Source organism: Glutamicibacter sp. V16R2B1 (assembly GCF_005774635.1).
Taxonomy (GTDB): domain Bacteria; phylum Actinomycetota; class Actinomycetes; order Actinomycetales; family Micrococcaceae; genus Glutamicibacter; species Glutamicibacter creatinolyticus.
Genome location: NZ_VATX01000028.1, coordinates 1 through 22982, shown reverse-complemented (window position 1 = coordinate 22982; position 22982 = coordinate 1). Strand labels below are relative to the sequence as shown.

Here is a 22982-nt window from a genome sequence, read left to right as displayed (position 1 = left end):
TTGGCGAACCACACTTCCCATTCGGATCGGTCATTTGCTTGTCTACAGGTTATCGCCCGACGTGGTGCATTTAGGGGAATTTCCCCTCTTGCACGGCGAGCCTTGACCTTGAACCTTAACTCAAATGCTGTATATACGCTGAAGATCCCAAAGAGCGGCGCTGCCCGGCGCCGCGGCGGGAGTCCGGCCGCAAACCCGCGCCCGGCCTCCCCGGTCCCTGCACGACCCGGCCCAGGTGGCCGGACCGGTTAAACGGAACAACGCCCCGGCCCAGGTGGCCGGACCGGTTAAACGGAACAACGCCCCGCCGGGTGGCGGGGCGTTGTCCGGGTGACGTCGAGCACCGGCATGGCGCCGGTCCCCATGGCGCCGGAGGCTTCATCCAGCGCTGCCCCTAGTGGGCGTCGGGGTTCAGGCTCAGCTCATCGAACGGACGCTGGCCCGAGAGCACTGCGCGGGCCTGCTGCGCGTCCAACTCGCCGGTCCACTTGCCGATCAGCAAGGTGGCCACGGCGTTGCCGGTGAAGTTGGTCAGCGCGCGGGCCTCGGACATGAACTTGTCGATGCCCACGATCACGCCCATGCCGCCCAGCAGTTCGGGCTTGTGCGCCTGCAGCCCGGCGGCCAGCGTGGCCAGCCCGGCACCGGTGACCCCGGCGGCGCCCTTGGAGGCGATGATCATGAACACCAGCAGGCCGATCTGCTGGCCCAGGCTCATCGGCATATCCATCGCGGTGGAGATGAACAACGCCGACATGGTCAGGTAGATGGCGGTGCCGTCCAGGTTGAAGGAGTATCCGGTCGGCACGGTGATGCCCACCACCGGCTTGGACACCCCGGCATGCTCCATCTTGGCGATCAGCCGCGGCAGGGCCGATTCGGAGGAGGAGGTGGAGAAGATCAGCAGGTACTCGCGGGCCAGGTACTTCAGCAGCGCGAAGATGTTCAGCCCGGTCACCAGGCGCAGCATGCTGCCCAGGATCACCACGATGAACAGCGCGCAGGTCAGGTAGAACGCGCCCATCAGGATGGCCATCGAACCGATCGCGGCCCACCCGGTGGCACCGACCACCGCGGCGATCGCACCAAAGGCGCCGATCGGGGCAGCCCACATGATCATCATCATGATGCGGAAGACCACCAGCTGGATGTTCTTGATCGCGGTGAGCACCGGCTCACCGCTCTTGCCCATGGACTGCAGTGCGAAGCCCACGAAGATGGCCAGCACCAGGGTGGGCAGCACCGGGATGTCCCCGGGGATCATGCCCAGCAGGAAGGCGACGGTCGGGTTCTCCCCGGCCGCGGTGCTCGGGTCGTAGGGCTTGAGCTCCAGGCCCTCACCGGGGTGGATGATGTTGCCCACCACCAGCCCGATCGCCAGCGCGAACGTGGACATCACCAGGAAGTAGATCATCGCCAGCCCGCCGACCTTGCCCACGGTCGCGGCCTTGGCGATCGAACCGATGCCCAGCACGATGGTGCAGAAGATCACCGGGGCGATGATCATCTTGATCAGCGCCACGAATCCGGTGCCCAGCGGCTTGAGCGCCTTGCCCAGCTCCGGGGCGATGAGCCCGACGGCGGCACCCAGCACCACGGCGGCGATCACCATGATGTACAGCCAGTGGGTGCGGTCCTTCTTCTTCGGGGGCGCGGAGTGCGCCTGCGGGGTTTCGTCGATGACAGCCATGTTCACTCCAGGATCTGCAAGGGTTTGCTCCACCGCCACGGCACTGTGGCCGGCGGAGGGAAGTTCGTCACATCCATGGTGCGCGGTACAGTGACGTCCGTCTCCCTTGTGTTCATATTGTTCACATCACGTTTGCCGGCGAACCCGCGCGGCGCTGGCGGCCAGGGTCCGCGCGGCGCGCGCGGCACGGCGTTTTCCGCCCACCCTGCGGCCCCGGGGGACCGGGTCCCGGGTGCGGGCCTTGAGGCGGTGGCGGTGCGCACGGCGTCTTGCATCCGCCCCGTCGGACGGCGCAATCTGTTCACAGACCGGTTTTCCCACGAAGAGGTGCCCATGCCCGCTGTCCCTGGCCTGCCGCGCGCCGCCGGCGACCTGCGCCGGCTCAACCGCGACGCGTGGACGTTCGCCGCCCGCATCTTCGCGGTGCAGATGCTGCTGGTGCTCATCGCGGTGCTGGCCCTGGCCTGGTTCGGCATCGCCCACCAGCGCACGGTGATCCTGCAGGACCGCCGTGACCTGGTCACCACGGTCTCCCTCTCCCTGGCCGGGGACCCGTTCGTGCGCAGCGAGCTGGCCGGAAAGGATCCGGCAACGCGGCTGCAGCCGTTCACCACCAGCGTGCTGGAGGAGACCAGCACCATCGACTTCATCACGATCATGACCCCCGAGGGGGTGCGCCTGACGCACCCCGATCCCCGGCAGCTGGGCGGCACCTACCTGGGCACCATCCCCACCGAGGCGCGCTCCCACGTCGAACAGTTCACCGGGACGCTGGGCCCCTCGGTGCGCGCGATCGCCCCGGTGAACGATGAGCAGGGCCGCACCCTGGGCTGGGTGGCGGTCGGGGTGACGGTGGCGAACCTGGAGAACACCTACCGCAGCCAGCTGCCCAAGCTGCTGGGGCCCAGCGCGGTGGTGCTGGCGCTGGGGGCGGCCAGCTCCTGGTGGTTCTCCAAGTACATCCAGCGCGCCACCCTGGGCTTTGGCCCGCACGGGATGCGCCGGCTCTACGCGTTCTACTTCTCCGCGCTGCATTCGGTGCGCGAGGGGCTGCTGCTGATGGACCGCACCCAACGGGTGGTGCTGTACAACGATGAGGCGGCCCGGCTGCTGGGCCTGCCCGCCACTCCCCCGCCCGACGGGTTTGGGATCGAGCAGCTGGGGGTGCCCGAAAGCCTGCGCGAGCTGCTCTCCAGCGCCCGCTCGGCGCGCGATGAGATCCACGTGACCGCCAGCAGCGTAGTCGCGGTCTCCAAGGTTTCGGCCCGGGCCACCCAGCCGGAGCTGTTGCGCCGGCGCCGGATGCTGCCGCTGCGCTGGCTGGCCACGACCCCGTTCACCGGCGTGGTGGTCACGCTGCGGGACCTGACCGAGGTGCAGGAGATGACCGGGGAGATCCAGTCGCTGAAGACCTTCGCCACCGCGCTGCGCGCCCAGACCCACGAACACGCCAACCGGCTGCACACGATCGCCACCCTGATCGAGAACGGCCGGGAGCAGCGGGCGCTGGACTTCGCGCTGGCCGACCGGCAGGGCTCCCAGGCGTTGACCGACCTGGTGGTGGGCAGCATCGACGACGCCTACCTCTCCAGCCTGCTGGTGGCCAAGGCCGCGCAGGCGCACGAGCGCGGGGTGCGTTTGGAGATCTCCGCCTCCGGCACCGTGCCGCCGGACTGCTTCAAGGCGACCGACCTGATCACGATCGTGGGCAACCTGCTGGATAACGCGCTGGATGTCTCGGTGGGCAGCGACGCCGCCACGGTCTGGGTGGAGGTGGTCGGGCTGCCCGATGAGCTGCTGATCTCGGTCGCGGACTCCGGGCCGGGCATCGAACCGGAATTCCTCAAGGACCTGATGCGCTTCGGGGTCAGCACCAAGGGCGGGCAGGTGCCGCGCGGTCTGGGGCTGGCGCTGGTGCAGCAGGCGGTGCTGCGCCTGGGCGGGAGCATCACGGTGGATAATGATGCCGGGGCGATCTTCACCGTCACCCTGCCGCTGCCCGCCGCCCACGGCGCCACGGGCACCGCGGGCACCGAAACGAGCACCGAACCGAGTACTAAGGACGAGCAATGAACCGCGCGCCTGGCGCACCGCAGGCCGAACGGGGCCTGAAGGTCCTGGTGGTGGACGATGAACCGGAAACCGCCGCAGCCCACCGCGACTTCATCGCCCGGGTGGACGGGTACTGGACCGGGGCGGTGGCCGGCAACGGGCAGCAGGCCCTGGCGCTGCTGGCCCAGGCCCGGGACGCGGCAGAACCCTACGACCTGGTGCTGCTGGACATGACGCTGCCGGATCTGCACGGGATCGACGTCGCCCGCCGGATCCGCGGGCAGGGGCTGACCGTGGGGATCATCGCGATCACCGCGGTGCGCGACCTGCAGGTGGTGCGTTCGGCGGTGGCCAGCGGGATCACCCAGTACCTGATCAAGCCGTTTTCCTTCGCGGCGTTCGCGGAGAAGCTGGCCAACCACCGCCAGTTCGTGGCCAGCATGCACTCCTCCGGGGCGGAGGCGACCCAGGCGAACATCGACCACGCGTTCTCCGCGCTGCGCACCAGCGAGCGCGCCCAGCAGCTGCCCAAGGGGCTGATCCGCCAGACCCTGGAGCAGATCAGCGGGTTCCTCGCCGGGCAGCGGGGCCGGGCCTATTCGGCCACCGAGCTGGCCGCGGCGCTGGGCATTTCCCGGGTGACCGCCCGGCGCTACCTGGAGCACCTGGCCGACACCGGCCAGCTGCTCAAGCAGCCGCGCCACGGCAGCCGCGGCCGGCCCGAATACGAGTACCGTTCGGCCTAGCCGCTCAGGCGGGGCCCTGGGGGCGCAGCAGCGGGATCAGCTCCTGGATGACCTGCGGGTCCTCGATCGTGGAGGGCACCTGGTAGTCCTGCCCGTCGGCGATCTGGCGCATGGTCTTGCGCAGGATCTTGCCCGAGCGGGTCTTGGGCAGCGCCGCGACGATCTTGACCTCCCGGAAGTCCGCGACCGGCCCGATCTGCCGGCGCACCATGTCCACCACTTCCCCGCGCAGCTGCTCGGCGCCGATCCCCGCCCCGGACTTGAGCACCACGTACCCGACCGGGCGCTGGCCCTTGAGCGGGTCGTTGACTCCGATGACCGCGCATTCGGCCACGGCCGGGTGGCTGGCCAGCACCTGCTCCATCGCCCCGGTGGACAGCCGGTGCCCGGACACGTTGATCACGTCATCGGTGCGCCCCATCACGAACAGGTACCCGTCCTGATCGATGTACCCCGAGTCCCCGGTCAGGTAGTAGCCGGGCTGCTGGGCCAGGTAGGTGTCGATGAAGCGCTGGTCGTTGCCCCACAGGGTGCTCAGCGCCCCGGGCGGCAGCGGCAGCTTGATCAGGATGTTGCCCTCCTGCCCGGCCTGCAGCGCCGCGCCCAGCCCGTCGCGGATCTGCACGTTGAACCCGGGCACCGGGGTGGAGGGCGAACCGGGCTTGCGTTCCATGGCCGCCAGCCCCAGCGGGTTCGCGGCGATCGGCCAGCCCGATTCGGTCTGCCACCAGTTGTCCACCACCGGGATGCCCAGCAGCCGCTGCGCATAGTGGTAGGTGTCCGGGTCCAGCCGCTCCCCGGCGACGAACAGGGCGCGCAGGCTGGACAGGTCGTGCCTGGTCAGCAGCCCGCCCTCCGGATCCGCCCGGCGGATCGCGCGCAGCGCGGTGGGGGCGGTGAACATGGTGGTGACCCGGTGCTGGGCGATGATCCGGCCAAACACCCCCGCGTCGGGGGTGCCCACCGGCTTGCCCTCGTAGAGCACCGTGGTCGCCCCGGCCAGCAGCGGGGCGTAGACGATGTAGGAGTGCCCGACCACCCAGCCCACGTCGGAGGCGGTGAACATCACGTCCCCGGGCTTCACGTCGAAGATCGCACCCATCGAATACGCCAGCGCGGTCGCGTACCCGCCGGTGTCCCGCACCACGCCCTTCGGCGCCCCGGTGGTGCCCGAGGTGTACAGCACGTACAGCGGGTGGGTGCTGGGCACCGGCACCGCCTCGGCCGGCGACGCGTCGGCGGCCAGGGTGTCCCAGTCCAGCCAGTTTTCCCCGCGCCAGGTGTACTCGGCCAGCTGGTGGGTGAAGCCCTCACGCTGGGCGACGATGACATCGCGCACGCTGCCCGGGGCCAGGTCCAGCGCCTCGGCCACCGCCGGCAGGTACTCCACCTTGCGGCTGGGTTCGATCCCTCCGCTGGCGGTGATCACCGCGACCGGGGTGGCGTCCTGGATCCGCGAGGCCAGCTCCCGCGGCGCGAACCCGCCAAAGACCACCGAGTGGATCGCCCCGATCCGGGCGCAGGCCAGCATCGCGATCACCGCCTGCGGGATCATCGGCAGGTAGATCAGCACCCGGTCCCCCACGCCGATCCCGCGGGCGGCGAGCACCCCGGCGAAGCCGGCGACCTCCTCCAGCAGCCGCGCGTAGCTGTAGGTCCGGGTGGTGCCCAGCATCGCCGAGTCGTAGATCAGTGCCGCGGCCTCCCCGCGCCCGGCCGCCACGTGCCGGTCCAGCGCGGAGACGGTCAGGTTCAGCATCCCGTCCGGGAACCAGGAGTACAGCGGGGCGCGGGAGTCATCCAGTGCCGTGCGCGGGGCGTGCCGCCAGTCGATGGCCGCGGCCTGCTGGAGCCAGAACGCCCCGGGGTCCTGGACCGCTGCGGCGTATGCCTGCCGGTATGCCTGTGCCATGCGTGCTCCTTGTGTGTTGTGTTCCCGGCGCCGGTTCCCGCCGGGGCGGGGCGGTGCCGGGGGCTGCCTTCCAATGGGCCCGGTGGGCCCGGTGGTTCCGGTGGTTCCGGTGGTTCCGGTGGTTCCCGTGCTTCCAGTGGTTTTGGTTCAGTGCGGCCGGGCGATGACCTCCCCGCCGCGCTGAAGCGCAGGGCCCGGTGGACGATCCCGCATCCGCCTGCCCCGCTTGGGCTACAGCCTATGATCCAGCTCACCCACATTCAAGGGTCGTGTATACATAAAGTTCGAAATTTACGGAAGATTGCCGGAACTTTCGCCGCTTGTTCCCGAACTGTGTATACACTGGGGGCATGCGAGCCAGCGAAAAAGCCTACGAGATCCTGCGCCGGGACATTGTTGAATGGCGCATGAGTCCGGGCACCGTGCTGGCCGAAGTCGAGCAGTCCGCCCGGCTGGGCGTCTCGCGCACCCCCGTGCGCGAAGCCCTGGCCCGGCTGGTCGCCGACGGGCTTGCCGTGCAGCAGCGCGGGCGCGGCACCGTGGTTTCCGAGGTCTCCGTCGAGCACCTCGATGACCTGTTCACGCTGCGCCGGGTGCTGGAGTGCGAGGCCGCGCGCCTGGCCTGCCGCAGCGAGCTGGCCCCGGCCTTTGCCGAACTGGCTGACCAGTTTGAGCGGGCCGCCGCCGGGTTTGACCCCTCCGGACCGCCACCCAACGGTGAGCGGATCGGCGCCGATGAGTACTACCGGCTGGTGGCGCGCCTGGATGAGCTGGGCGATGAGGCCGCGGACAACGGCTACCTGGGCGCGGCGCTGCGCAACCTGCGGGTGCACCTGCAGCGGGTGCGGCGCCTGGCCAAGGACCACCCGGCCCGGTTGCGCGCCTCGGCCGCGGAGCACGCCGCGATCGCCCGGGCGATCGCGGCCCGCAATGCGGAGCTGGCCGCGGCGGCCACCACCGTGCATCTGCACCAAAGTTTTGACCACATCATCAAGCATGCAACCGAGCTGAAAGGCAACCATGATTAATCATCCCGTGCGTGTGTACCGTTCCGAGGAAAACCTGGCCCGCGAGGACCAGCTGGCCCACAAGATCGCGGTGGTTGCCGCCGACCCGGTGGAGGTCACCGACGAGGTCAAGGAGATGATCATCAACCGGATCATCGACAACGCCTCGGTCGCCGTCGCCTCGCTGAACCGCGGCCCGATCATCGCCGCCCGCGCCCAGGCGCTGACCCACGCCCCCTCCAACGGCGGGGCCGGGGCGACAGTGTTCGGCATCGAGCAGAAGGTCTCCCCCGAATGGGCCGCCTGGGCCAACGGGGTGGCGGTGCGTGAACTGGACTACCACGACACCTTCCTGGCCGCTGACTACTCGCACCCGGGTGACAACATCCCCCCGATCCTGGCCGTCGCCCAGCACACCGGCGCCTCCGGGCACGACCTGATCCGCGCGATCGCCACCGGCTATGAAATCCAGGTGGACCTGGTCAAGGCGATCTGCCTGCACAAGCACAAGATCGACCACGTCGCCCACCTGGGCCCGTCGGCCGCCGCCGGCATCGGCACCCTGCTGGGCCTGGATGTGGAGACGATCTTCCAGGCCGTGGGCCAGGGCCTGCACACCACCACCGCTACCCGCCAGTCCCGCAAGGGCGAAATCTCCACCTGGAAGGCGCACGCCCCGGCGTTCGCCGGGAAGATGGCGGTGGAGGCCGCGGACCGCGCCATGCGCGGACAGACCTCCCCGGTGCCGATCTACGAGGGCGAGGACGGAGTCATCGCCTGGCTGCTGGACGGGCCCGACGCCGCCTACGAGGTGCCGCTGCCGCAGCCCGGCGAAGCCAAGCGCGCGATCCTGGACACCTACACCAAGGAGCACTCGGCCGAGTACCAGGCCCAGGCGTGGATTGACCTGGCCCGCAAGCTGCACCGCGAGCACCCGGAGGCCACCGACCCGAAGAACGTGGCATCGATCCTGATCAAGACCAGCCACCACACCCACTACGTGATCGGCTCGGGCGCGAACGACCCGCAGAAGTACGACCCGAGCGCCTCGCGCGAAACCCTGGACCACTCGATCCCGTACATCTTCGCCGTTGCCCTGCAGGACGGGGCCTGGCACCACGTGGACTCCTACGCCCCGCAGCGCGCGGCGCGTCCGGACACGGTGGAGCTGTGGCAGAAGGTCACCACCGAGGAGGACCCCGAATGGACCCGGCGCTACCACTCGCTGGACATCGCCGAGAAGGCGTTCGGCGGGTCCGTTGAGATCACCCTGGCCGACGGCACCGTGATCACCGATGAGATCGCCGTGGCCGACGCCCACCCGCTGGGCGCCCGCCCGTTCGCCCGCGAACAGTACATCCACAAGTTCCGCACCCTGGCCCAGGGGCTGGTCCAGGAGGCGGAGATCGAACGCTTCCTGGCCGCCGTGCAGCGCCTGGACGAACTGGGCGCCGGGGAGCTGGACCAGCTGAACATCCTGGCCGCCCCCGGGGTCATCGACGCCGCCAACGCACCGAAGGGCCTGTTCTAATGCTGTACTCCACCCGCACCCCCGCCCAGAAGCGGATCGCGCTGCGTGAAATGCTCACCGCCGGGGCCGCCCGCCAGTTCCCCGGCGCGTTCAACCCGCTCTCGGCGCGGCTGATCGCGGAGAAGGGGTTCGACGGGATCTACATCTCCGGAGCGGTGCTGGCCAACGAGCTGGGCCTGCCGGACATCGGGCTGACCAGCCTGAGCGAGGTGGCCACCCGGGCCGGGCAGATCGCGCGGATGAGCGACCTGCCAGCGATCGTGGATGCGGACACCGGGTTCGGGGAGCCGATGAACGTGGCCCGCACCATCCAGGAGCTGGAGTACGCGGGGCTGGCCGGGTGCCACATCGAGGACCAGTTCAACCCCAAGCGCTGCGGGCACCTGGACGGGAAGAACGTGGTGGACACCGGCACCATGCTCAAGCGTATCGCCGCGGCCGCCGACGCGCGCATCGATGAGAACTTCTTGATCATGGCGCGCACCGACATCCGCGCCGTGGAGGGCCTGGATGCGGCGATCGACCGGGCCAAGGCGATGGTCGACGCGGGGGCGGATGCGATCTTCCCAGAGGCGATGAAGGACCTGGGCGAATTCGAGGCGGTGTGCAACGCGGTGCAGGTGCCGGTGCTGGCGAACATGACCGAGTTCGGCAAGTCCGAGCTGTTCACCCGCCAGCAGCTGGCCGACGCCGGGGTGGCCATGGTGATCTACCCGGTCACCTTGCTGCGCAGCGCGATGGGTGCGGCCGAGCGGGTGCTTAACGCAATCGCCGAGGAGGGCACCCAGCAGCGCGAAGTGGATAGGATGTTAACCAGGTCACGTCTGTACGAGCTGGTCGACTACGAGGCGTACAACCGATTCGACACCGGGATCTTCAACTTCCAGGTCCCGGGGCTGGACATCGAATCGAACAACGCGGACCTGTAGCACCGCCGCCGCGCACCTGCACCGAAAACGACAGGAGTTTGAATATGACCACTACCGAGGAAATCAAGAAGGGCCTGGCCGGGGTCGTGGTGGACTACACCGCGATCTCCAAGGTCAACCCGGACACCAACTCGCTGCTCTACCGCGGCTACCCGGTCCAGGATCTGGCGGCCACCAAGTCCTTCGAGGAGGTCGCCCTGCTGCTGTGGAGCGGGGAACTGCCCAGCGAGAGTGAGCTGACCGAGTTCTGCGCCTACGAGCGGGCCAACCGCTCGCTGGATCCGCGGGTGAAGGCGGCGATCGACCTGCTGCCCACCGACTGCCACCCGATGGACGTGGGGCGCACCGCGGTTTCCGTGCTGGGGGCGAACAACCCGCTGGCCGAGGACTCCTCCCCCGAGGCGGAGCTGCGCAAGGCCAAGGAGCTGTTCGCCGCCTTCCCCGCCGTGGTCGCCTACGACCAGCGCCGCCGCCGCGGGCTGGAGCCCATCGAGCCGCGCGAGGACCTGGACTACTCGCAGAACTTCTTGTGGATGACCTTCGGCGAGGAGGCGGCCCCCGAGGTCGTTGACGCGTTCCGGGTCTCCATGGTGCTCTACGCCGAGCACTCCTTCAACGCCTCGACCTTCACCGCCCGGGTGATCACCTCCACGCTCTCGGACCTGCACTCGGCGGTCACCGGGGCGATCGGCGCGCTGAAGGGCCCGCTTCACGGCGGGGCCAATGAGGCGGTCATGCACACCTTCGACGAGATCGGCATCGACAAGGACGAGTCGCGCGAGGCCGCCGCCGCGCGCGCCAAGGCCTGGATGGAGCAGGCGCTGGCCGAGAAGAAGAAGGTCATGGGCTTCGGCCACCGGGTCTACAAGAACGGGGACAGCCGGGTGCCGACCATGAAGGCGGCCCTGGACCGGATGATCGAGCACTACGGCCGGGCGGAGATGCTCGGGCTGTACGACGGGCTGGAAGCGGCGATGGACGAGGCCAAGGGCATCAAGCCGAACCTGGACTATCCGGCCGGACCCACCTACCACCTGATGGGCTTCGACACCGAGATGTTCACCCCGCTGTTCATCGCCTCACGCATTGTGGGCTGGACCAGCCACATCATGGAGCAGCGCGCCGCGAACTCGCTGATCCGCCCGCTGTCCGCCTACAACGGGCCGGAGCAGCGCGAACTTTAGCACCGTGCCCTAGTTGGCCCTCCGGCATGCGGCGGCCGAAATGCCGCAACACCGGAATGCCGGTATGCCGGAGCACCGGAACACCGGAACACCGGAACACCGGAGCGCCGGAATGCCGCGAGCACAGCCTGTGGGGTTGCACCTGATACCCAGGTGCAGCCCCACGGGCTTTTTTGCGCCGATTCTCCGGGGTGCGGGCGGAACCGGGTTGCACGAAGCCCACCAGCGATCTATTGTTTTTCGATAGGAAGTAGCCGAACCTCAATAGATAACCGGATGGTTGCCCGGGGCGGTCGCGAGGACCGCGCTTCCCGGGCCGCCGCTTCAGACAGAGTTCGGCACCTCGGTGAATGATGGTGAAAGGAGCCCGCGATGGGCAGAATGAGTATCGCCGCGCTGCGGATAGTGCTGGTCGGCGCGATGGGCCTGGCCCTGTTCCTGCAGGGGTTCATCGTCCCGGTGGCGGCCTGGGATGAGGGCGGGCCGAGCGGTGAATTCGGCTATCTGCGCCCGGCGTTCCTGGGCTACCTGGTGCTGGTCGGGCTGGTCGTGGAGCTGTGCATCGTGTGCGTGTGGAAGCTGGCGACCCGGGTGCGGCGCGGTACCGTGTTCAACCCGGCGGCCTTCAAATACGTGGACGTGATCATCGCTACCATCGGCGTGGGCGCGCTGGGCACCTTCGCACTGGCTGCGGTGATGGCCCCCGGGGAGGCGGTTGCCCCGGGACTGGTGCTGCTGACCGGCGGGCTGGGTGTGCTGGTGGCCGGGATTGCGCTGATCGTGCTGGTGCTGCGCCAGCTGCTCGCGCAGGCGACCAGCACCGACCTGGAGGCGCAACGGCTGCGCACCGAGCTGGGCGGGGTGATCTGATTGGCGATCCGCGTGCAGATCGACGTGATGCTGGCCCGGCGCAAGATGGCGGTCGGTGAGCTGGCCGAACGCATCGGCATCACCCCGGCCAACCTGGCCGTGCTGAAGAACGAACGGGCCAAGGCGGTGCGCTTTAGCACGCTGGAGGCGTTGTGCCGGGAGCTGGACTGCCAGCCCGGGGACCTGCTGGTGTGGGAGCCGGATGCTCCGGGCGACGCGGATCGGTCCCTTGCGCCGGCGCGCGCAGGGAACACGCCCGGGCGGTAGGCCACACCCGATCAGGAGCGCAGCGCGGACCGGCCACGCGAACCGGCCGTGGGCGCGCTGGTCTTGCGGACGCTGACTTCTGGGCGCTGGCTTTCGGGGTCCGGCCGCGGTTCAGGCCGGGGCGTCGCCGTCCCACTGCTGCACCCGCAGGTTGGCCACGCCCAGGTTGTCCGGGGCCATCTGCACGGTGGCGGTGAACCGCTGCCCGTCCAGCAGCAGCGGGAGCCAACGCTCGGCGTCCTGCCACATGTCCCGGACCGGCAACGCCTGGGCCGGGTACCAGCGGGCGTCCAGCTCCCCGCTGGCCGCGGGCTGCCCGCCGAACACGGTGGCCACGAACACCCTGCAGTCCATGTCCGAGCGTGGACTGGCGGGAAAGCGGAAGGCGATGTTCGCCCGGTGGGTCAGGTCGCCCGCCGCCACGCGCATGCCGGTCTCCTCGGCCAGTTCCCGCACCGCCGCCTGCACCGGGCTCTCCCCCGGCTCGATCTTCCCGCCCGGGGCGACGACGTTGCCGGCCCCGAACCCGGTGAGCTTGCGTCCCAGCAGCACTTCGCGGCCGGTGGGGCCCTCACGCAGCAGCAGGACCAGCACCACCGGTTGCGGCTGGGTCCGGTTGACGCTGGCGTCGGCGCTGCTGGTCATGGGCTGGCTCCTGGAAGACGGCTGGGTTTCTGGATGGGCGGTGGCGGGACGGCTTCAGCGCGCCCGGGGGTGGGCGAAGAGGTACGCCTCGCGCAGCGCATCGACGGTGACCTTGGTGTAGATCTGGGTGGTGGTTACCGAGGCGTGGCCAAGCAGCTCCTGCACCACGCGCACGTCGGCCCCGCCCTCCAGCAGGTGGGTGGCGAAGGAGTGGCGTAACGTATGCGGGGAAACCTCGGTGGGCACCCCGGCCCGCTCGGCCGCCTTGGACAGGATCATCCACGCGGACTGCCGGGAGAGCCGCCCGCCACGCTGGTTCAGGAACAGTGCCGGGTTGCCCCTGCCCTTGGCCGCCAGCCCCGGGCGGGCACGCACCAGGTAGTCACTGAGCGCCTTGCGCGCGTAGGATCCGATCGGCACCACCCGTTCCTTGGAGCCCTTGCCGAACAGGCGCACCACGCTCTGCCCGGCGGAGTCCGGTGCGCTGCCGGGATTCGGGGCTGCCTGCAGCTTAGCGGCGGGTTGCAGGTCGGCATCGGGCTGCAGGCCGGCGGCGAAGTGCACGTCGTCCACGTCCAATGCGACCACTTCGGAGATGCGCGCGCCGGTGGAGTACAGGAACTCCAGCAGTGCCCGGTCGCGCAGCCCCGCCGGGGTGTCGGTGGCCACCGATTCCAGGATCGTGCTGACCTCGGCAATGGAGATGGCCTTGGGCAGGGAGGAACCGAAGCTGGGCGGCTGGATGTCGCGGGCCGGGTTGGGCACGCACAGCCCCTCCAGTTCCCAGAACTTGTGCAGCTGGCGGATCGCCACCGTGTGCCGGGCGACCGTGCGGGCGCTGAGCCCCGGCGTGTCCCCGGTGCCCTGGGCCAGCTGCTGCAGGTAGCCGCTGACCGCTTCCGGGGTGATGCCCGCCGGATCGCCGATCCGCTGGCGGCTCAGCGCCTGGGCGTAGCGGGTCAGGTCGCGGCGGTAGGCCGCCAGCGTGTTCTCGGCCAGGCCGCGCTCCAGGGACAGGTGCTGCAGATAGCGGGTCAGGGCGCGCTGCAGTGGGGCGGGGACGTCCTGCCCGGTCGCGGGCGCGGCACCGTCCGGGGCAGGGCTGAGCGGGGGGCGGGACATCGGCTAGCTGCCCCGCAGGCCCGGGTGCGCCGTAAACGGGGCGTCGGCCGGGCGAAGGTGGCGGTAGCCCTGGGCGCGGGCCGCGTGGGCGGCCAGGATCCCGACCACCGCGGAGGGGTTGTGAATCCGCCCGCCCAGCACCGCCTGCAGCGCCTCATCCAGCGGCACCCAGTCCGAACGCATCTCCGCTTCCTCATCGGTGCGTTCGAAACGCTCCGCGGTGGCCACCTCGCTGGCCTGGCGGGCCAGGAAGATGCGCATCGCCTCGGAGGAGGAGCCCGGGGAGAGGAACACGTCGGTGAGCACCGCCCATTGCGCGGCGGTGCGATCGGCCTCCTCCCACAGCTCACGCTGGGCGGCGCGCAGCGGGGCTTCGCCCTCCACGTCCAGCAGTCCGGCCGGAAGCTCCCACAGGGTCATGCCCACCGGGTGGCGGTACTGGTTGATCAGCAGCACCCGGTCCTGCTCATCGAGGACCACCACGGCCACCGCCCCGGGGTGGGAGACGTAGTCGCGGGTGATGCGCGGCCCGCCGGGGGCCAGGTCCACCTCATCGTGCAGCACATCCCAGATCAGCCCGTCGTAGACGGTCTGCGAGGAGACCACGGTGCGCGGGGAGAATTCGTCGCTGGGGTGCTGGTTGTGGGGCACGAAGAGGGTCCTTCCATCTGGATGACAATGCCGGCCGGCAGTGCTGCTGATGCCGGCGGCCGCGGTGTTGTTCGCAGTGTAAGCCCAAGGGCCGGTACCGCTGCAAGTTCATGCAGCGGTACCGGCCCTTGGTTGGCTCTGCCCGTGGGTTCCCGGGGGCCCGGGGGTCCCGGGGTTGGTGCTAGTTCCCGCGCTGGGCCAGCGCGGCGGCGATCAGCCCGCTGAACAGTGCGTGCGGGCGGGTCGGGCGGCTGGAGAGCTCCGGGTGCGCCTGCGTGGAGACGTAGTACGGATGCACCTCGGCCGGCAGCTCGACGTACTCGACCAGCTTGCCGTCCGGGGAGGTGCCGGAGAAGACCAGGCCGGCTTCCTCCAGCTGCTCACGGTAGGCGTTGTTGACCTCGTAGCGGTGGCGGTGGCGTTCGGAGACCTCGTTCTTGCCGTAGGTGGCGGCCACCACCGAGCCCTCGGCGAGCTTGGCCGGGTACAGGCCCAGGCGCATGGTGCCGCCCAGGTCGCCGCGGCCATCGACGATGTCCTTCTGCTCGGCCATGGTGGCGATCACCGGCATGGTGGTCTGCGGGTCGAACTCGGTGGAGGAGGCGTCCTCCAGTCCGGCCACGTTGCGGGCGTACTCGATCACCATCGACTGCAGGCCCAGGCACAGCCCCAGGGTGGGGATGCGGTTCTCGCGGGCGAACTTCAGCGCGCCCAGCTTGCCTTCCAGGCCGCGGATGCCGAAACCGCCGGGCACGCAGATCGCGTCGACGTCGGACAGCGCCTTGGCGGCGCCCTCCTGGGTGGCGCAGTCATCGGCCGGGACCCAACGCAGGTTGACCTTGGCGTTGTTGTCGAAGCCGCCGGCCTTCAGGGCCTCGGTGACCGACAGGTAGGCGTCGGGCAGGTCCACGTACTTGCCCACCAGCGCCACCTCCAGGTGGTGGGCCGGGTTGTGCACCACATCCAGCAGGCGGTCCCAGTCATCCCAGTCCACGTCACGGAACTTCAGATCCAGGGTCTGCACGATGTAGGCGTCCAGCCCCTGGGCGTGGATGACCTTGGGAATGTCGTAGATGCTCGGGGCGTCGGGGCAGTTGATGACCGCCTCGGTGTCCACGTCGCAGGTGCGTCCCAGCTTGGCGCGCATCTCCTGCGGGATCTGGCGATCCGAGCGGATCACCAGCGCCTCGGGCTGGATGCCGATGGAGCGCAGGGCCGCCACCGAATGCTGGGTCGGCTTGGTCTTCAGTTCCTGGCTGGGGCCGATGTACGGAACCAGGGAAACGTGCACGAAGAACGCGTTCTTGCGTCCGATATCCTGGCGCACCTGACGGGCCGATTCCAGGAACGGCTGGGATTCGATGTCCCCCACGGTGCCGCCGATTTCGGTGATGATCACATCCGGCGCGCTCTTGCCCTCGCCCGGCTCGGTGGCCGGAAGGCGCATGCGGCGCTTGATCTCATCGGTGATGTGCGGGATGACCTGCACGGTGTCGCCCAGGTATTCGCCGCGGCGTTCACGCTCCAGGACGGTGGAGTACACCTGGCCGGTGGTCACGTTGGCGCTGCCGGGCAGGTTCTCATCCAGGAAGCGCTCGTAGTGGCCGATGTCCAGGTCGGTTTCGGCGCCGTCGTCGGTCACGAAGACCTCGCCGTGCTGGAAGGGGTTCATGGTACCTGGATCGACGTTCAGGTACGGATCGAGCTTCTGCATGGTCACGGAAAGACCACGAGCCCGAAGAAGATGTCCAAGGCTGGATGCCGTCAGTCCCTTACCCAGGGACGAGGCCACACCGCCGGTGACGAAGATATGCTTTGTCGTTTCAGACGACCGAGAATCACGAGTTGTATTACGCTGCACCACGGGATTTCATCCTATCACCAATCCTGCACCTGACCATCCACTTGTCACCATCGCCACACCCGGATGGCGGGGGCGCAGCGGCGGCGGTTAGGCTTTGGCCGCCGCCTTCGACAGCGAATCTACCAGCTGCCGGGCCTCACCCAACAGCTCCTCCGCGTGCGCCTGGGCGGTGTCCGACTCCTCCTGCCCGGCCAGCATTCGCGCCAGTTCCCGCACCCTTTGGGCCTCATCCAGGGCCACCACGTCCGAGGCGGTGAAGCCCTTGCCGGTGTTCGCCGTCGCATCGGAGTTCTTGATCACACGGATGTGGCGATCGGCATAGGCGGCCACCTGGGGCAGGTGGGTGACGACGATGACCTGTACGTGGCGGGCCAGCATGGCCAGGCGTTCACCGATGGCCACCGCGGCCTTGCCGCCCACGCCCTGGTCGACCTCGTCGAACACGAAGGTCGGCACCGGGTCCACGGCCGCGAGCACCACCTCGATCGCCAGCATCACCCGGGAGAGCTCACCGCCGGAGGCGCCCTTGCCCAGCGGGCGGGGTGCGGCCCCGGCGTGCGGGGCCAGCAGCATCGCGATGGAGTCCTGCCCGTACGCCCCGGGCTCCTCCAGCGCCTCCAGCTGCACGACCAGTTTCGCGTCGGGCATTGCCAACGCGGTCAGTTCCTGGCTGACCCGCTTGGACAGCAGCTTGGCGGCCTTGGTGCGGGCCCGGGTCAGCTCCGCGGCCAGCGAAGAAACCTCATTACCCAGCTTGGTGCTGCGCTCCTGCAGTTCCGTGATGCGGGTGTCGTCCCCGCCCAGCTCCTCCAGCCGGGTCCGGGAGGCGTCGGCCCACTGCAGCACCTCATCGATGCTCGGGGCGTATTTGCGCAGCAGCTTGCCCAGCTCCGCGCGCCGCGCCTCCACCTGGGCCAGGCGTTCGGGGCCCTCCTCGTCCAGGTCCGCCAGGTAGGCCGAGATGTCGCTGGAGAGCTCCGAGGCCAGGATGCCCAGTTCCGCGGCGCGGTCCGCAAACCCCTGCAGGGCCGGGTCGTCTCCCCCGGCGGCGGCCAGCACCCCGCGCGCGCTTTCCACCAGCGAGTTGATGCCCGGGGTCTCAAAATCCTCGCTGTCCAGGATGCCGTGGGCCTGGACGGCGGCGTTGCGCAGCGATTCGACGTTGCCCAGCTTCGTGGCGGCCTCGCGCAGCTGCTCATCCTCCCCCGGCTGCGGGTTGATCCCGTCGATCTCCTCCAGCGCCAGGCGCAGGTTTTCCGCCTCCCGCACCCGGTCGCGCGAATCCTGCTTCAGGCTGGCCAGCTCACGGCTGACCTCGCGCCACTGGCGGTAGCTGCGCTGGTAGCGGGCCAGGGTGCGGGAAAAGTCATCACCGGCGAAGCGGTCCAGGGCGTCGCGCTGCGCGCCGGCCTCCTTCAACCGGATCTGGTCGGACTGGCCGTGCACCGCCACCAGCTCCGAGCCCAGCTCGGCCAGCAGGCCCACCGGCGCGCTGCGCCCGCCCACGGTGGCGCGCGAACGGCCCTGGGCGGAGAGGGAACGGCTCAACAGCAGCTCGCTGCGCTGCCCGCCCTCCCCGGCCGGTTCAATGAACGCGCCAGCCTGGGCGGCGGCATCGAGCACATGGTGATCGGGCTCCAGGTGCACCACAGCCTCGGCCAGTGCGTGCTTTGCCCCGGTGCGCACGGCCCCGGCATCGGCACGGCGGCCCAGCAGCAGGGAGAGCGCGGTGATCACCATGGTCTTGCCCGCACCGGTCTCGCCGGTGACCACGGTCAGGCCCGGACCCAGCGGCAGGGTGGCCTGGGTGATGACACCGAGGTTGGAGATCGAAATTTCCTGAATCATCGCGCACTCCCGATCGATTGAGCTGATGCGTTCATGTTCTTGCGTTAGATTACCGTCACCATCGTACACATATTCGAATCCTCTTGTTCGAACGTCGTGTTCGAACCCGGCGCCCAGACCCCGGTGGTGGCCCGCGGGGTTGGGGTCAGCCTGCTGGCCGTGTGGCCCGCGACCCGCTGTCGGCGTTCACCGCTGGGAGGCGGCCGCTCCTGCACCTGGCTCCCACTATCCCCCGCCGCGGCGTGGGCCCAAGCCCACTGGACACCGGACGGGGATTACGGCGACCTGGGGGCGCCCGCCGCCATCGTGCGGGCACGGCCGGATGTCAGGGGCGCGGATCGTCGCGGGCCACCATCGGGATGCCCGGCTCGTCCTTGTTGTGCGGCTCGACGGTGCGCAGCTCGGGTTTGACCACGGGCAGCGCGGTGGTGGCGGTGCGGCGTTCCGACGGGCGGGCCGGTCCGCGCCAGCCCTGGATCGGCAGCTCGAACTTGTTGACCAGGCGTTCGGAGAACGGGGTGGTGTTCAACCGGGCCAGCTTCACCGGCTGGGCGCTGCGGGTCACTTCCACCCGGGCCCCGGGCGGCAGGTCAATGGTGCGCCGGCCATCGCACCACAGCACGGCCTCGGCGTCGGTGCGGGTGAGCATCTCCACCGCCATCACCGAGTCCGGGGAGATCACCAGCGGCTTGGCGAACAGGGCGTGGGCGCTGATCGGCACCATGATCAATGCCGCGACCTCCGGCCAAACCACCGGGCCGCCGGCGGAAAAGGCGTAGGCGGTGGAGCCGGTGGGGGTGGCCATCACCACCCCGTCACAGCCGAAGGTGGAGATCGGCCGGCCGTCGACCTCGATGACGACCTCGACCATCCGCTCACGGTTGGCCTTCTCCACCGCCGCCTCGTTCAACGCCCAGGTCTCGGCCAGGCACACGTTGTCCAGCCACACCTTGACCTCGATGGCCATGCGCTGCTCCACGGTGTAGCGCCCGGCGGCAAGCTGGGCCACCGAATTGGCCAGCTCGGTGCGTTCACTTTCGGCCAGGAAGCCGACGTGGCCCAGGTTCACGCCCACCAGCGGCAGGTCGGCCTCCCGCACCTGCTCCGCGGCGTGCAGCACCGAGCCGTCGCCGCCAAGCACCACCCCCAGGTCGATGTCCTGCATCTGGCAGTCCTCGCCCAGGATCTCCACGTGCAGCGCATCCTCGCCCTGGTTGTCACCGTTGGCGCCGATGACCGCGTGCTGGTCCTGGCGGCGCATCACCGGCACGATGCCCGAATTGGCCAGCTGGTGGGAGGTTTCGATGGCCGCGGCGATCGCGTCCTTACGGCCCGTGTGGGTGAAAACTAGGATGCGGCGCAATATCGGATGCCCCCTCAGGCTCGAATTCTCGGGGTGGAAGCGCGCAGGATGCACCGGCGGCTAGGTGCGCACCGATCCAGCCCGTCGCTTCGACGCGTTGTGTTCAAGAATAGTCAACCAGCTCCCACAACCGCGCATCGGGCGGGGATTGTGGCTGCCCGGTGTCGGGCCGGCCCAGGCGCAGGAAGAACTCCACGTTCCCATCCTGCCCGGGCAGCGGGCTGCGCGCCAGCCCCTGCAGCTCAAGTCCGGCTTCCCGCGCGCTGGCCACCACGTTTTCCACCGCGGTGCGCCGCAGGCGTGCGGAGGTGACCACCCCGGACTTGCCCAGGTGCTCCCGGCCCACCTCGAACTGGGGCTTGGCCATCAACAACAGGGTTCCGCCCGGGCGTGTTGCCTGCGCCAGCGCCGGGATCACCAGGCGCAGCGAAATAAAGGACAAGTCAGCCACCACCAGGTCGACAACTCCCCCGATCTGCGCCGGCTCCAGGTAACGCACGTTCAGCCCCTCGTGCACGCTGACCCGCTGGTCAAAGCGGATCTGGTCCACCAGCTGACCGTGGCCGACGTCGACGGCCACCACGTGCCGGGCCCCGCGGCGCAGCAGCACATCGGTGAACCCGCCGGTGGAGGCCCCGGCGTCCAGGCAGCGCAGGCCCCGCGGGTCGATGTCCGGGTAGTGTTCCAGAGCCCCGGCCAGCTTGTGCCCGGCCCGGCTGACGTACTCCTCCCCCTGGCCGGGCAGCAGCTGCAGCGTCGCGGAAGGATCGACCTTCTTGGAGGCCTTCGTGGCCGGCTGCCCGTCCAGCAGCACCCGCCCCTCGGCGATCAGCCGGGCGGCGTCGGTGCGGGATCGGGCCAGGGAACGGGCGACCAGCTCCTGGTCCAGGCGGCTCACTGCGTCCCGCCCCCGGTGCGGTTCAGGTCCTGCTGCAGATCATGCAGCAGCTGCTCATAGACCCGCGCATGCTCGGCGATGTCCAGGGAGGCCAGCGAGGCCAGGCGTTCCTCCACGACCTGCTCAGTCACCTGGGCGGCGGCGGGTCGGGCCAGGGGCCCGGGGGTCGGCATCGGATGGTTCATCTCTTACCTCCGCGCGGCGCGGTGCAGTTCATCCAGCCCGCGCGCGGTGAATTGGATCTGCGGTTCTACACACCCAGTCTGCCGCGGATGGGCCAGCCACCAGGCGTGGCACGCCGCACGCCAGCCATCCAGGTCCGATTCGGTGCCGGTCACCTCGATCTTGTCCTCGCGCACGCTGGCCACCGCCTCCCCGACCTGTACCCCGAAGCCCAGCACCTGGGTGGTCGGGTAGGGCCGGTAGAAGTCATCCAGCGACCGGATCAGGTAGGTGGGGCGCTGATCGGCCGGGGCGGCCAGGGCGCTGCGCGGGCTATCGACCCCGGTGAGCACCAGGGCGCTGCTGAACCCGGCGCGGTTGGCGCCCAGGATATCGGTGTCCAGCCGGTCCCCGACCACCAGCGGCTTGGTTGAATCCAGCCGTTCCGCGGCACGGGTGAAGAGGTAGGACTGCGGTTTGCCGGCGATCTCCGGCTCGGCGTCCACCGCCGCCTGCACGGCGTTGACCAGCGAGCCGTTGCCCGGGGCCAGGCCCTCGGACCGCGGGATCGTCAGATCCGTGTTGGTGGCCACCCACGTCGCCCCGCGGGCGATCGCATAGCTGGCCTCGGCCAGGTCCGTCCACGAAACCTCGGGGTAGAACCCCTGGATCACTCCGGCCGGCTCGTCCTGATGGGACTCCACCACTTCCATGCCGCGCACGGCCACGCACTCACGCAGGTAGGGGGAACCGACCACCAGCACCTTGCTGCCCGGGTTCAGTTTCTGGGCCAGCAGCTCCGCGCCGGCATCGGCCGAACCGAATACGTGCTCCGCCGACGTCTTCACGCCCAGCTGGCGCAGGTGTGCCGCCACGGCCATTGGGGAGCGCCCCGCGTTGTTGGTGATGAAGGCCAGCGGGACCTCCACCTCCGCCAACGCGTTCAGCGACTCCACGGCGCCGGTCACGGCCTCAGCCCCGGCGTACACCACCCCATCCAGGTCGGACAGGACCGAGTCAAAACCCGAAATCAGCATCTGGCCAGTTCCCTCCTAGTGCGCTGAAGCGCTACTTGTCCTGCGCTGGATTCTCGTCCCCATCGGCGTGGATGGTGCGTTCCTGCGCGTCATCGTCCTCGGCCTGCGCGTCATCGAAGGACACCTCGGACAGGTCATCCTCCTCGTCGATGCCGGTCCCGGCGTGCTCCTGCACGGTTTCGTCATCCTCGTTGGAAGCGTCCATCTGGGCAACGACGTCCGAATCGGAGTCGGCTTCCTCGGCTTCTGCGTCAGCGCCCGGCTCGATCAGGTCCTTGGCCCGCGGATGGGCCTCTTCCTCATCCATTTCCGGTGCCAGGTCGTAGATGAACGAATCATCGCTGTCCTCCTCAACGCCCAGCGCCCGCTCCGCCACGGCGATCTGCGCGCGCCAGCGCTTGGCCTCTTCGGCCCGGCCGGCTTCCTGCAGCAGGTCGGCGTAGGCGCTGAAAAGGCGCGGGGTGAACTTGAAGGCACGGTTGAAGTCCAGCTGCGGCAGCGCCTCCAGCTCGGCCAGCGCGGCGTCCATCTTCCCCAGGTCGGCGTAGGCGCCGGCGGCCACGATGTGCAACTCCACCTTGACCGCGGTGTCCAGCTCGGCGAACTCCTCGTCGTGCGCCATTTCAATGGCCTTCTCCGCCCGGCCCAGACCGCGCAGCGAGTCGGCAATCAGCGGCAGGTTGTAGTCCGAGCCGCTGATCCGGCGGTGGGTGCGCAGTTCGCGCAGGGCATCGGCATACTTGCCAGCATGGTAGGCGGCGATCCCCACCGCCTCGCGCACCACGGCCACGCGACCGCCACGGCGGGAAGCCGCCAGGGTGTGCTCATAGGCCAGCTCGGGATCGACCTCCAGCAGACGTCCGGCCATGACCAGGTGCTTGGCAACCCAGCTCTGGCTGCGTTCCTCCAGGTAGCGCAGCTGGGCGCGAGCCACGCGATCCAGCTCCTTGCCCGTCACGTCCTCGTCGATGTCCGGAGAGGCAGTGCGGTCCGGACGGTTGGAGATGCGCAGATCGCCTGGGTTGTGCTTGCGAACGCTGCGCTCGTCATCCTGGAATTTGCCCTTGGGCGCCCCACCCTCGGAGCGGCCACGGGAGGTCTCCCGCCCGCGCTCGTCACCCTTGCGGAACTGGCCACGGTTGTCGTCGTTGCGGCGGAAATCAGAACGCTCACGGTCCCCGCGGAAGCCACCACGGTTGTCGTC

At 69.4% G+C, this 22982-nt stretch carries 19 protein-coding genes and 1 pseudogene; 8 read left to right on the top strand and 12 right to left on the bottom strand.

The genetic code is table 11. The annotated features are described in order from the left end of the window. Window positions 1-394 precede the first annotated feature (394 nt). A complete protein-coding gene (locus tag FDN03_RS15250; RefSeq protein WP_171021281.1) occupies window positions 395-1690 on the bottom strand; it encodes a cation:dicarboxylase symporter family transporter in 1296 nt (431 codons plus the stop codon). A 333-nt stretch (window positions 1691-2023) separates the two neighbouring features. Here FDN03_RS15250 and FDN03_RS15245 point away from each other — a divergent pair, with 333 nt between their 5' ends. Continuing rightward, window positions 2024-3763 carry an ATP-binding protein gene (locus tag FDN03_RS15245; protein WP_138178452.1) on the top strand — a complete coding sequence of 580 codons (1740 nt, stop codon included), beginning with the start codon at window positions 2024-2026 and terminating at the stop codon, window positions 3761-3763. After that, window positions 3760-4488: a response regulator gene (locus FDN03_RS15240; RefSeq protein WP_138178451.1), complete on the top strand. Its 729-nt coding sequence runs from the start codon at window positions 3760-3762 to the stop codon at window positions 4486-4488. The genes FDN03_RS15245 and FDN03_RS15240 overlap by 4 nt, the downstream gene beginning before the upstream one ends. A 4-nt stretch (window positions 4489-4492) precedes the next feature. On the opposite strand, the gene FDN03_RS15235 is transcribed toward FDN03_RS15240, so the two are convergent. Beyond that, window positions 4493-6400, bottom strand: coding sequence for an AMP-binding protein (locus tag FDN03_RS15235; protein ID WP_138178450.1), 1908 nt, complete (start codon window positions 6398-6400; stop codon window positions 4493-4495). A gap of 350 nt (window positions 6401-6750) precedes the next feature. On the opposite strand from FDN03_RS15235, the gene FDN03_RS15225 reads away from it, so the two are divergent. From FDN03_RS15225 to FDN03_RS15200, 6 genes are all read left to right on the top strand, one after another. Beyond that, window positions 6751-7428, top strand: a complete 678-nt coding sequence (locus tag FDN03_RS15225; protein WP_138178449.1) for a GntR family transcriptional regulator — start codon at window positions 6751-6753, stop codon at window positions 7426-7428. Then, window positions 7421-8938, top strand: coding sequence for an MmgE/PrpD family protein (locus FDN03_RS15220; protein ID WP_138178448.1), 1518 nt, complete (start codon window positions 7421-7423; stop codon window positions 8936-8938). Before FDN03_RS15225 ends, FDN03_RS15220 begins: the two co-directional genes overlap by 8 nt. Further along, window positions 8938-9867 carry a methylisocitrate lyase gene (prpB, locus tag FDN03_RS15215; RefSeq protein ID WP_054821374.1) on the top strand — a complete coding sequence of 310 codons (930 nt, stop codon included), beginning with the start codon at window positions 8938-8940 and terminating at the stop codon, window positions 9865-9867. Before FDN03_RS15220 ends, prpB begins: the two co-directional genes overlap by 1 nt. A 44-nt stretch (window positions 9868-9911) precedes the next feature. Continuing rightward, window positions 9912-11051, top strand: a complete 1140-nt coding sequence (locus FDN03_RS15210; protein WP_138178447.1) for a bifunctional 2-methylcitrate synthase/citrate synthase — start codon at window positions 9912-9914, stop codon at window positions 11049-11051. A 372-nt stretch (window positions 11052-11423) separates the two neighbouring features. Next, window positions 11424-11921, top strand: coding sequence for a DUF2975 domain-containing protein (locus FDN03_RS15205; protein WP_138178446.1), 498 nt, complete (start codon window positions 11424-11426; stop codon window positions 11919-11921). Next, complete coding sequence (locus FDN03_RS15200) at window positions 11922-12188, top strand: helix-turn-helix transcriptional regulator (protein WP_138178445.1); 267 nt, start codon at window positions 11922-11924, stop codon at window positions 12186-12188. It begins immediately after the preceding gene. Window positions 12189-12299: 111 nt separating this feature from the next. Here the strand turns inward: FDN03_RS15200 and FDN03_RS15195 are convergent, their stop codons facing one another. From FDN03_RS15195 to FDN03_RS16475, 10 genes and pseudogenes are all read right to left on the bottom strand, one after another. Then, complete coding sequence (locus tag FDN03_RS15195; RefSeq protein WP_138178444.1) at window positions 12300-12833, bottom strand: NUDIX domain-containing protein; 534 nt, start codon at window positions 12831-12833, stop codon at window positions 12300-12302. A 54-nt stretch (window positions 12834-12887) separates the two neighbouring features. Beyond that, the gene (locus FDN03_RS15190) at window positions 12888-13955 is read right to left on the bottom strand and encodes a site-specific tyrosine recombinase XerD (protein ID WP_138178443.1); all 1068 of its coding nucleotides are present in this window, start codon (window positions 13953-13955) and stop codon (window positions 12888-12890) included. A gap of 3 nt (window positions 13956-13958) precedes the next feature. Further along, the gene (locus FDN03_RS15185; protein WP_138178442.1) at window positions 13959-14606 is read right to left on the bottom strand and encodes an NUDIX hydrolase; all 648 of its coding nucleotides are present in this window, start codon (window positions 14604-14606) and stop codon (window positions 13959-13961) included. A gap of 181 nt (window positions 14607-14787) precedes the next feature. Further along, window positions 14788-16470, bottom strand: coding sequence for a CTP synthase (locus FDN03_RS15180; RefSeq protein ID WP_138178441.1), 1683 nt, complete (start codon window positions 16468-16470; stop codon window positions 14788-14790). An 87-nt stretch (window positions 16471-16557) separates the two neighbouring features. Continuing rightward, complete coding sequence (recN, locus tag FDN03_RS15175; protein ID WP_138178440.1) at window positions 16558-18318, bottom strand: DNA repair protein RecN; 1761 nt, start codon at window positions 18316-18318, stop codon at window positions 16558-16560. Window positions 18319-18643: 325 nt separating this feature from the next. Then, window positions 18644-19684, bottom strand: coding sequence for an NAD kinase (locus FDN03_RS15170; RefSeq protein ID WP_138178460.1), 1041 nt, complete (start codon window positions 19682-19684; stop codon window positions 18644-18646). Window positions 19685-19784: 100 nt separating this feature from the next. Next, window positions 19785-20579: a TlyA family RNA methyltransferase gene (locus FDN03_RS15165; RefSeq protein ID WP_138178439.1), complete on the bottom strand. Its 795-nt coding sequence runs from the start codon at window positions 20577-20579 to the stop codon at window positions 19785-19787. Continuing rightward, window positions 20576-20764, bottom strand: a complete 189-nt coding sequence (locus tag FDN03_RS15160) for a hypothetical protein (protein WP_138178438.1) — start codon at window positions 20762-20764, stop codon at window positions 20576-20578. Before FDN03_RS15160 ends, FDN03_RS15165 begins: the two co-directional genes overlap by 4 nt. 3 nt (window positions 20765-20767) lie before the next feature. Next, window positions 20768-21778, bottom strand: a complete 1011-nt coding sequence (locus FDN03_RS15155; RefSeq protein WP_138178437.1) for an HAD-IIA family hydrolase — start codon at window positions 21776-21778, stop codon at window positions 20768-20770. Window positions 21779-21809: 31 nt separating this feature from the next. Then, a pseudogene (locus tag FDN03_RS16475) lies at window positions 21810-22982 on the bottom strand (hypothetical protein); the annotation flags it as partial.

Excerpts from the sequence above, each read along its gene's own strand:
- FDN03_RS15250 (WP_171021281.1), bottom strand. The coding sequence starts at position 1,690 with ATGGCTGTCATCGACGAAACCCCGCAGGCGCACTCCGCGCCCCCGAAG.
- FDN03_RS15245 (WP_138178452.1), top strand. The coding sequence starts at position 2,024 with ATGCCCGCTGTCCCTGGCCTGCCGCGCGCCGCCGGCGACCTGCGCCGG.
- FDN03_RS15240 (WP_138178451.1), top strand. The coding sequence starts at position 3,760 with ATGAACCGCGCGCCTGGCGCACCGCAGGCCGAACGGGGCCTGAAGGTC.
- FDN03_RS15235 (WP_138178450.1), bottom strand. The coding sequence starts at position 6,400 with ATGGCACAGGCATACCGGCAGGCATACGCCGCAGCGGTCCAGGACCCC.
- FDN03_RS15225 (WP_138178449.1), top strand. The coding sequence starts at position 6,751 with ATGCGAGCCAGCGAAAAAGCCTACGAGATCCTGCGCCGGGACATTGTT.
- FDN03_RS15220 (WP_138178448.1), top strand. The coding sequence starts at position 7,421 with ATGATTAATCATCCCGTGCGTGTGTACCGTTCCGAGGAAAACCTGGCC.
- prpB (WP_054821374.1), top strand. The coding sequence starts at position 8,938 with ATGCTGTACTCCACCCGCACCCCCGCCCAGAAGCGGATCGCGCTGCGT.
- FDN03_RS15210 (WP_138178447.1), top strand. The coding sequence starts at position 9,912 with ATGACCACTACCGAGGAAATCAAGAAGGGCCTGGCCGGGGTCGTGGTG.
- FDN03_RS15205 (WP_138178446.1), top strand. The coding sequence starts at position 11,424 with ATGGGCAGAATGAGTATCGCCGCGCTGCGGATAGTGCTGGTCGGCGCG.
- FDN03_RS15195 (WP_138178444.1), bottom strand. The coding sequence starts at position 12,833 with ATGACCAGCAGCGCCGACGCCAGCGTCAACCGGACCCAGCCGCAACCG.
- FDN03_RS15190 (WP_138178443.1), bottom strand. The coding sequence starts at position 13,955 with ATGTCCCGCCCCCCGCTCAGCCCTGCCCCGGACGGTGCCGCGCCCGCG.
- recN (WP_138178440.1), bottom strand. The coding sequence starts at position 18,318 with ATGATTCAGGAAATTTCGATCTCCAACCTCGGTGTCATCACCCAGGCC.
- FDN03_RS15160 (WP_138178438.1), bottom strand. The coding sequence starts at position 20,764 with ATGAACCATCCGATGCCGACCCCCGGGCCCCTGGCCCGACCCGCCGCC.
- FDN03_RS15155 (WP_138178437.1), bottom strand. The coding sequence starts at position 21,778 with ATGCTGATTTCGGGTTTTGACTCGGTCCTGTCCGACCTGGATGGGGTG.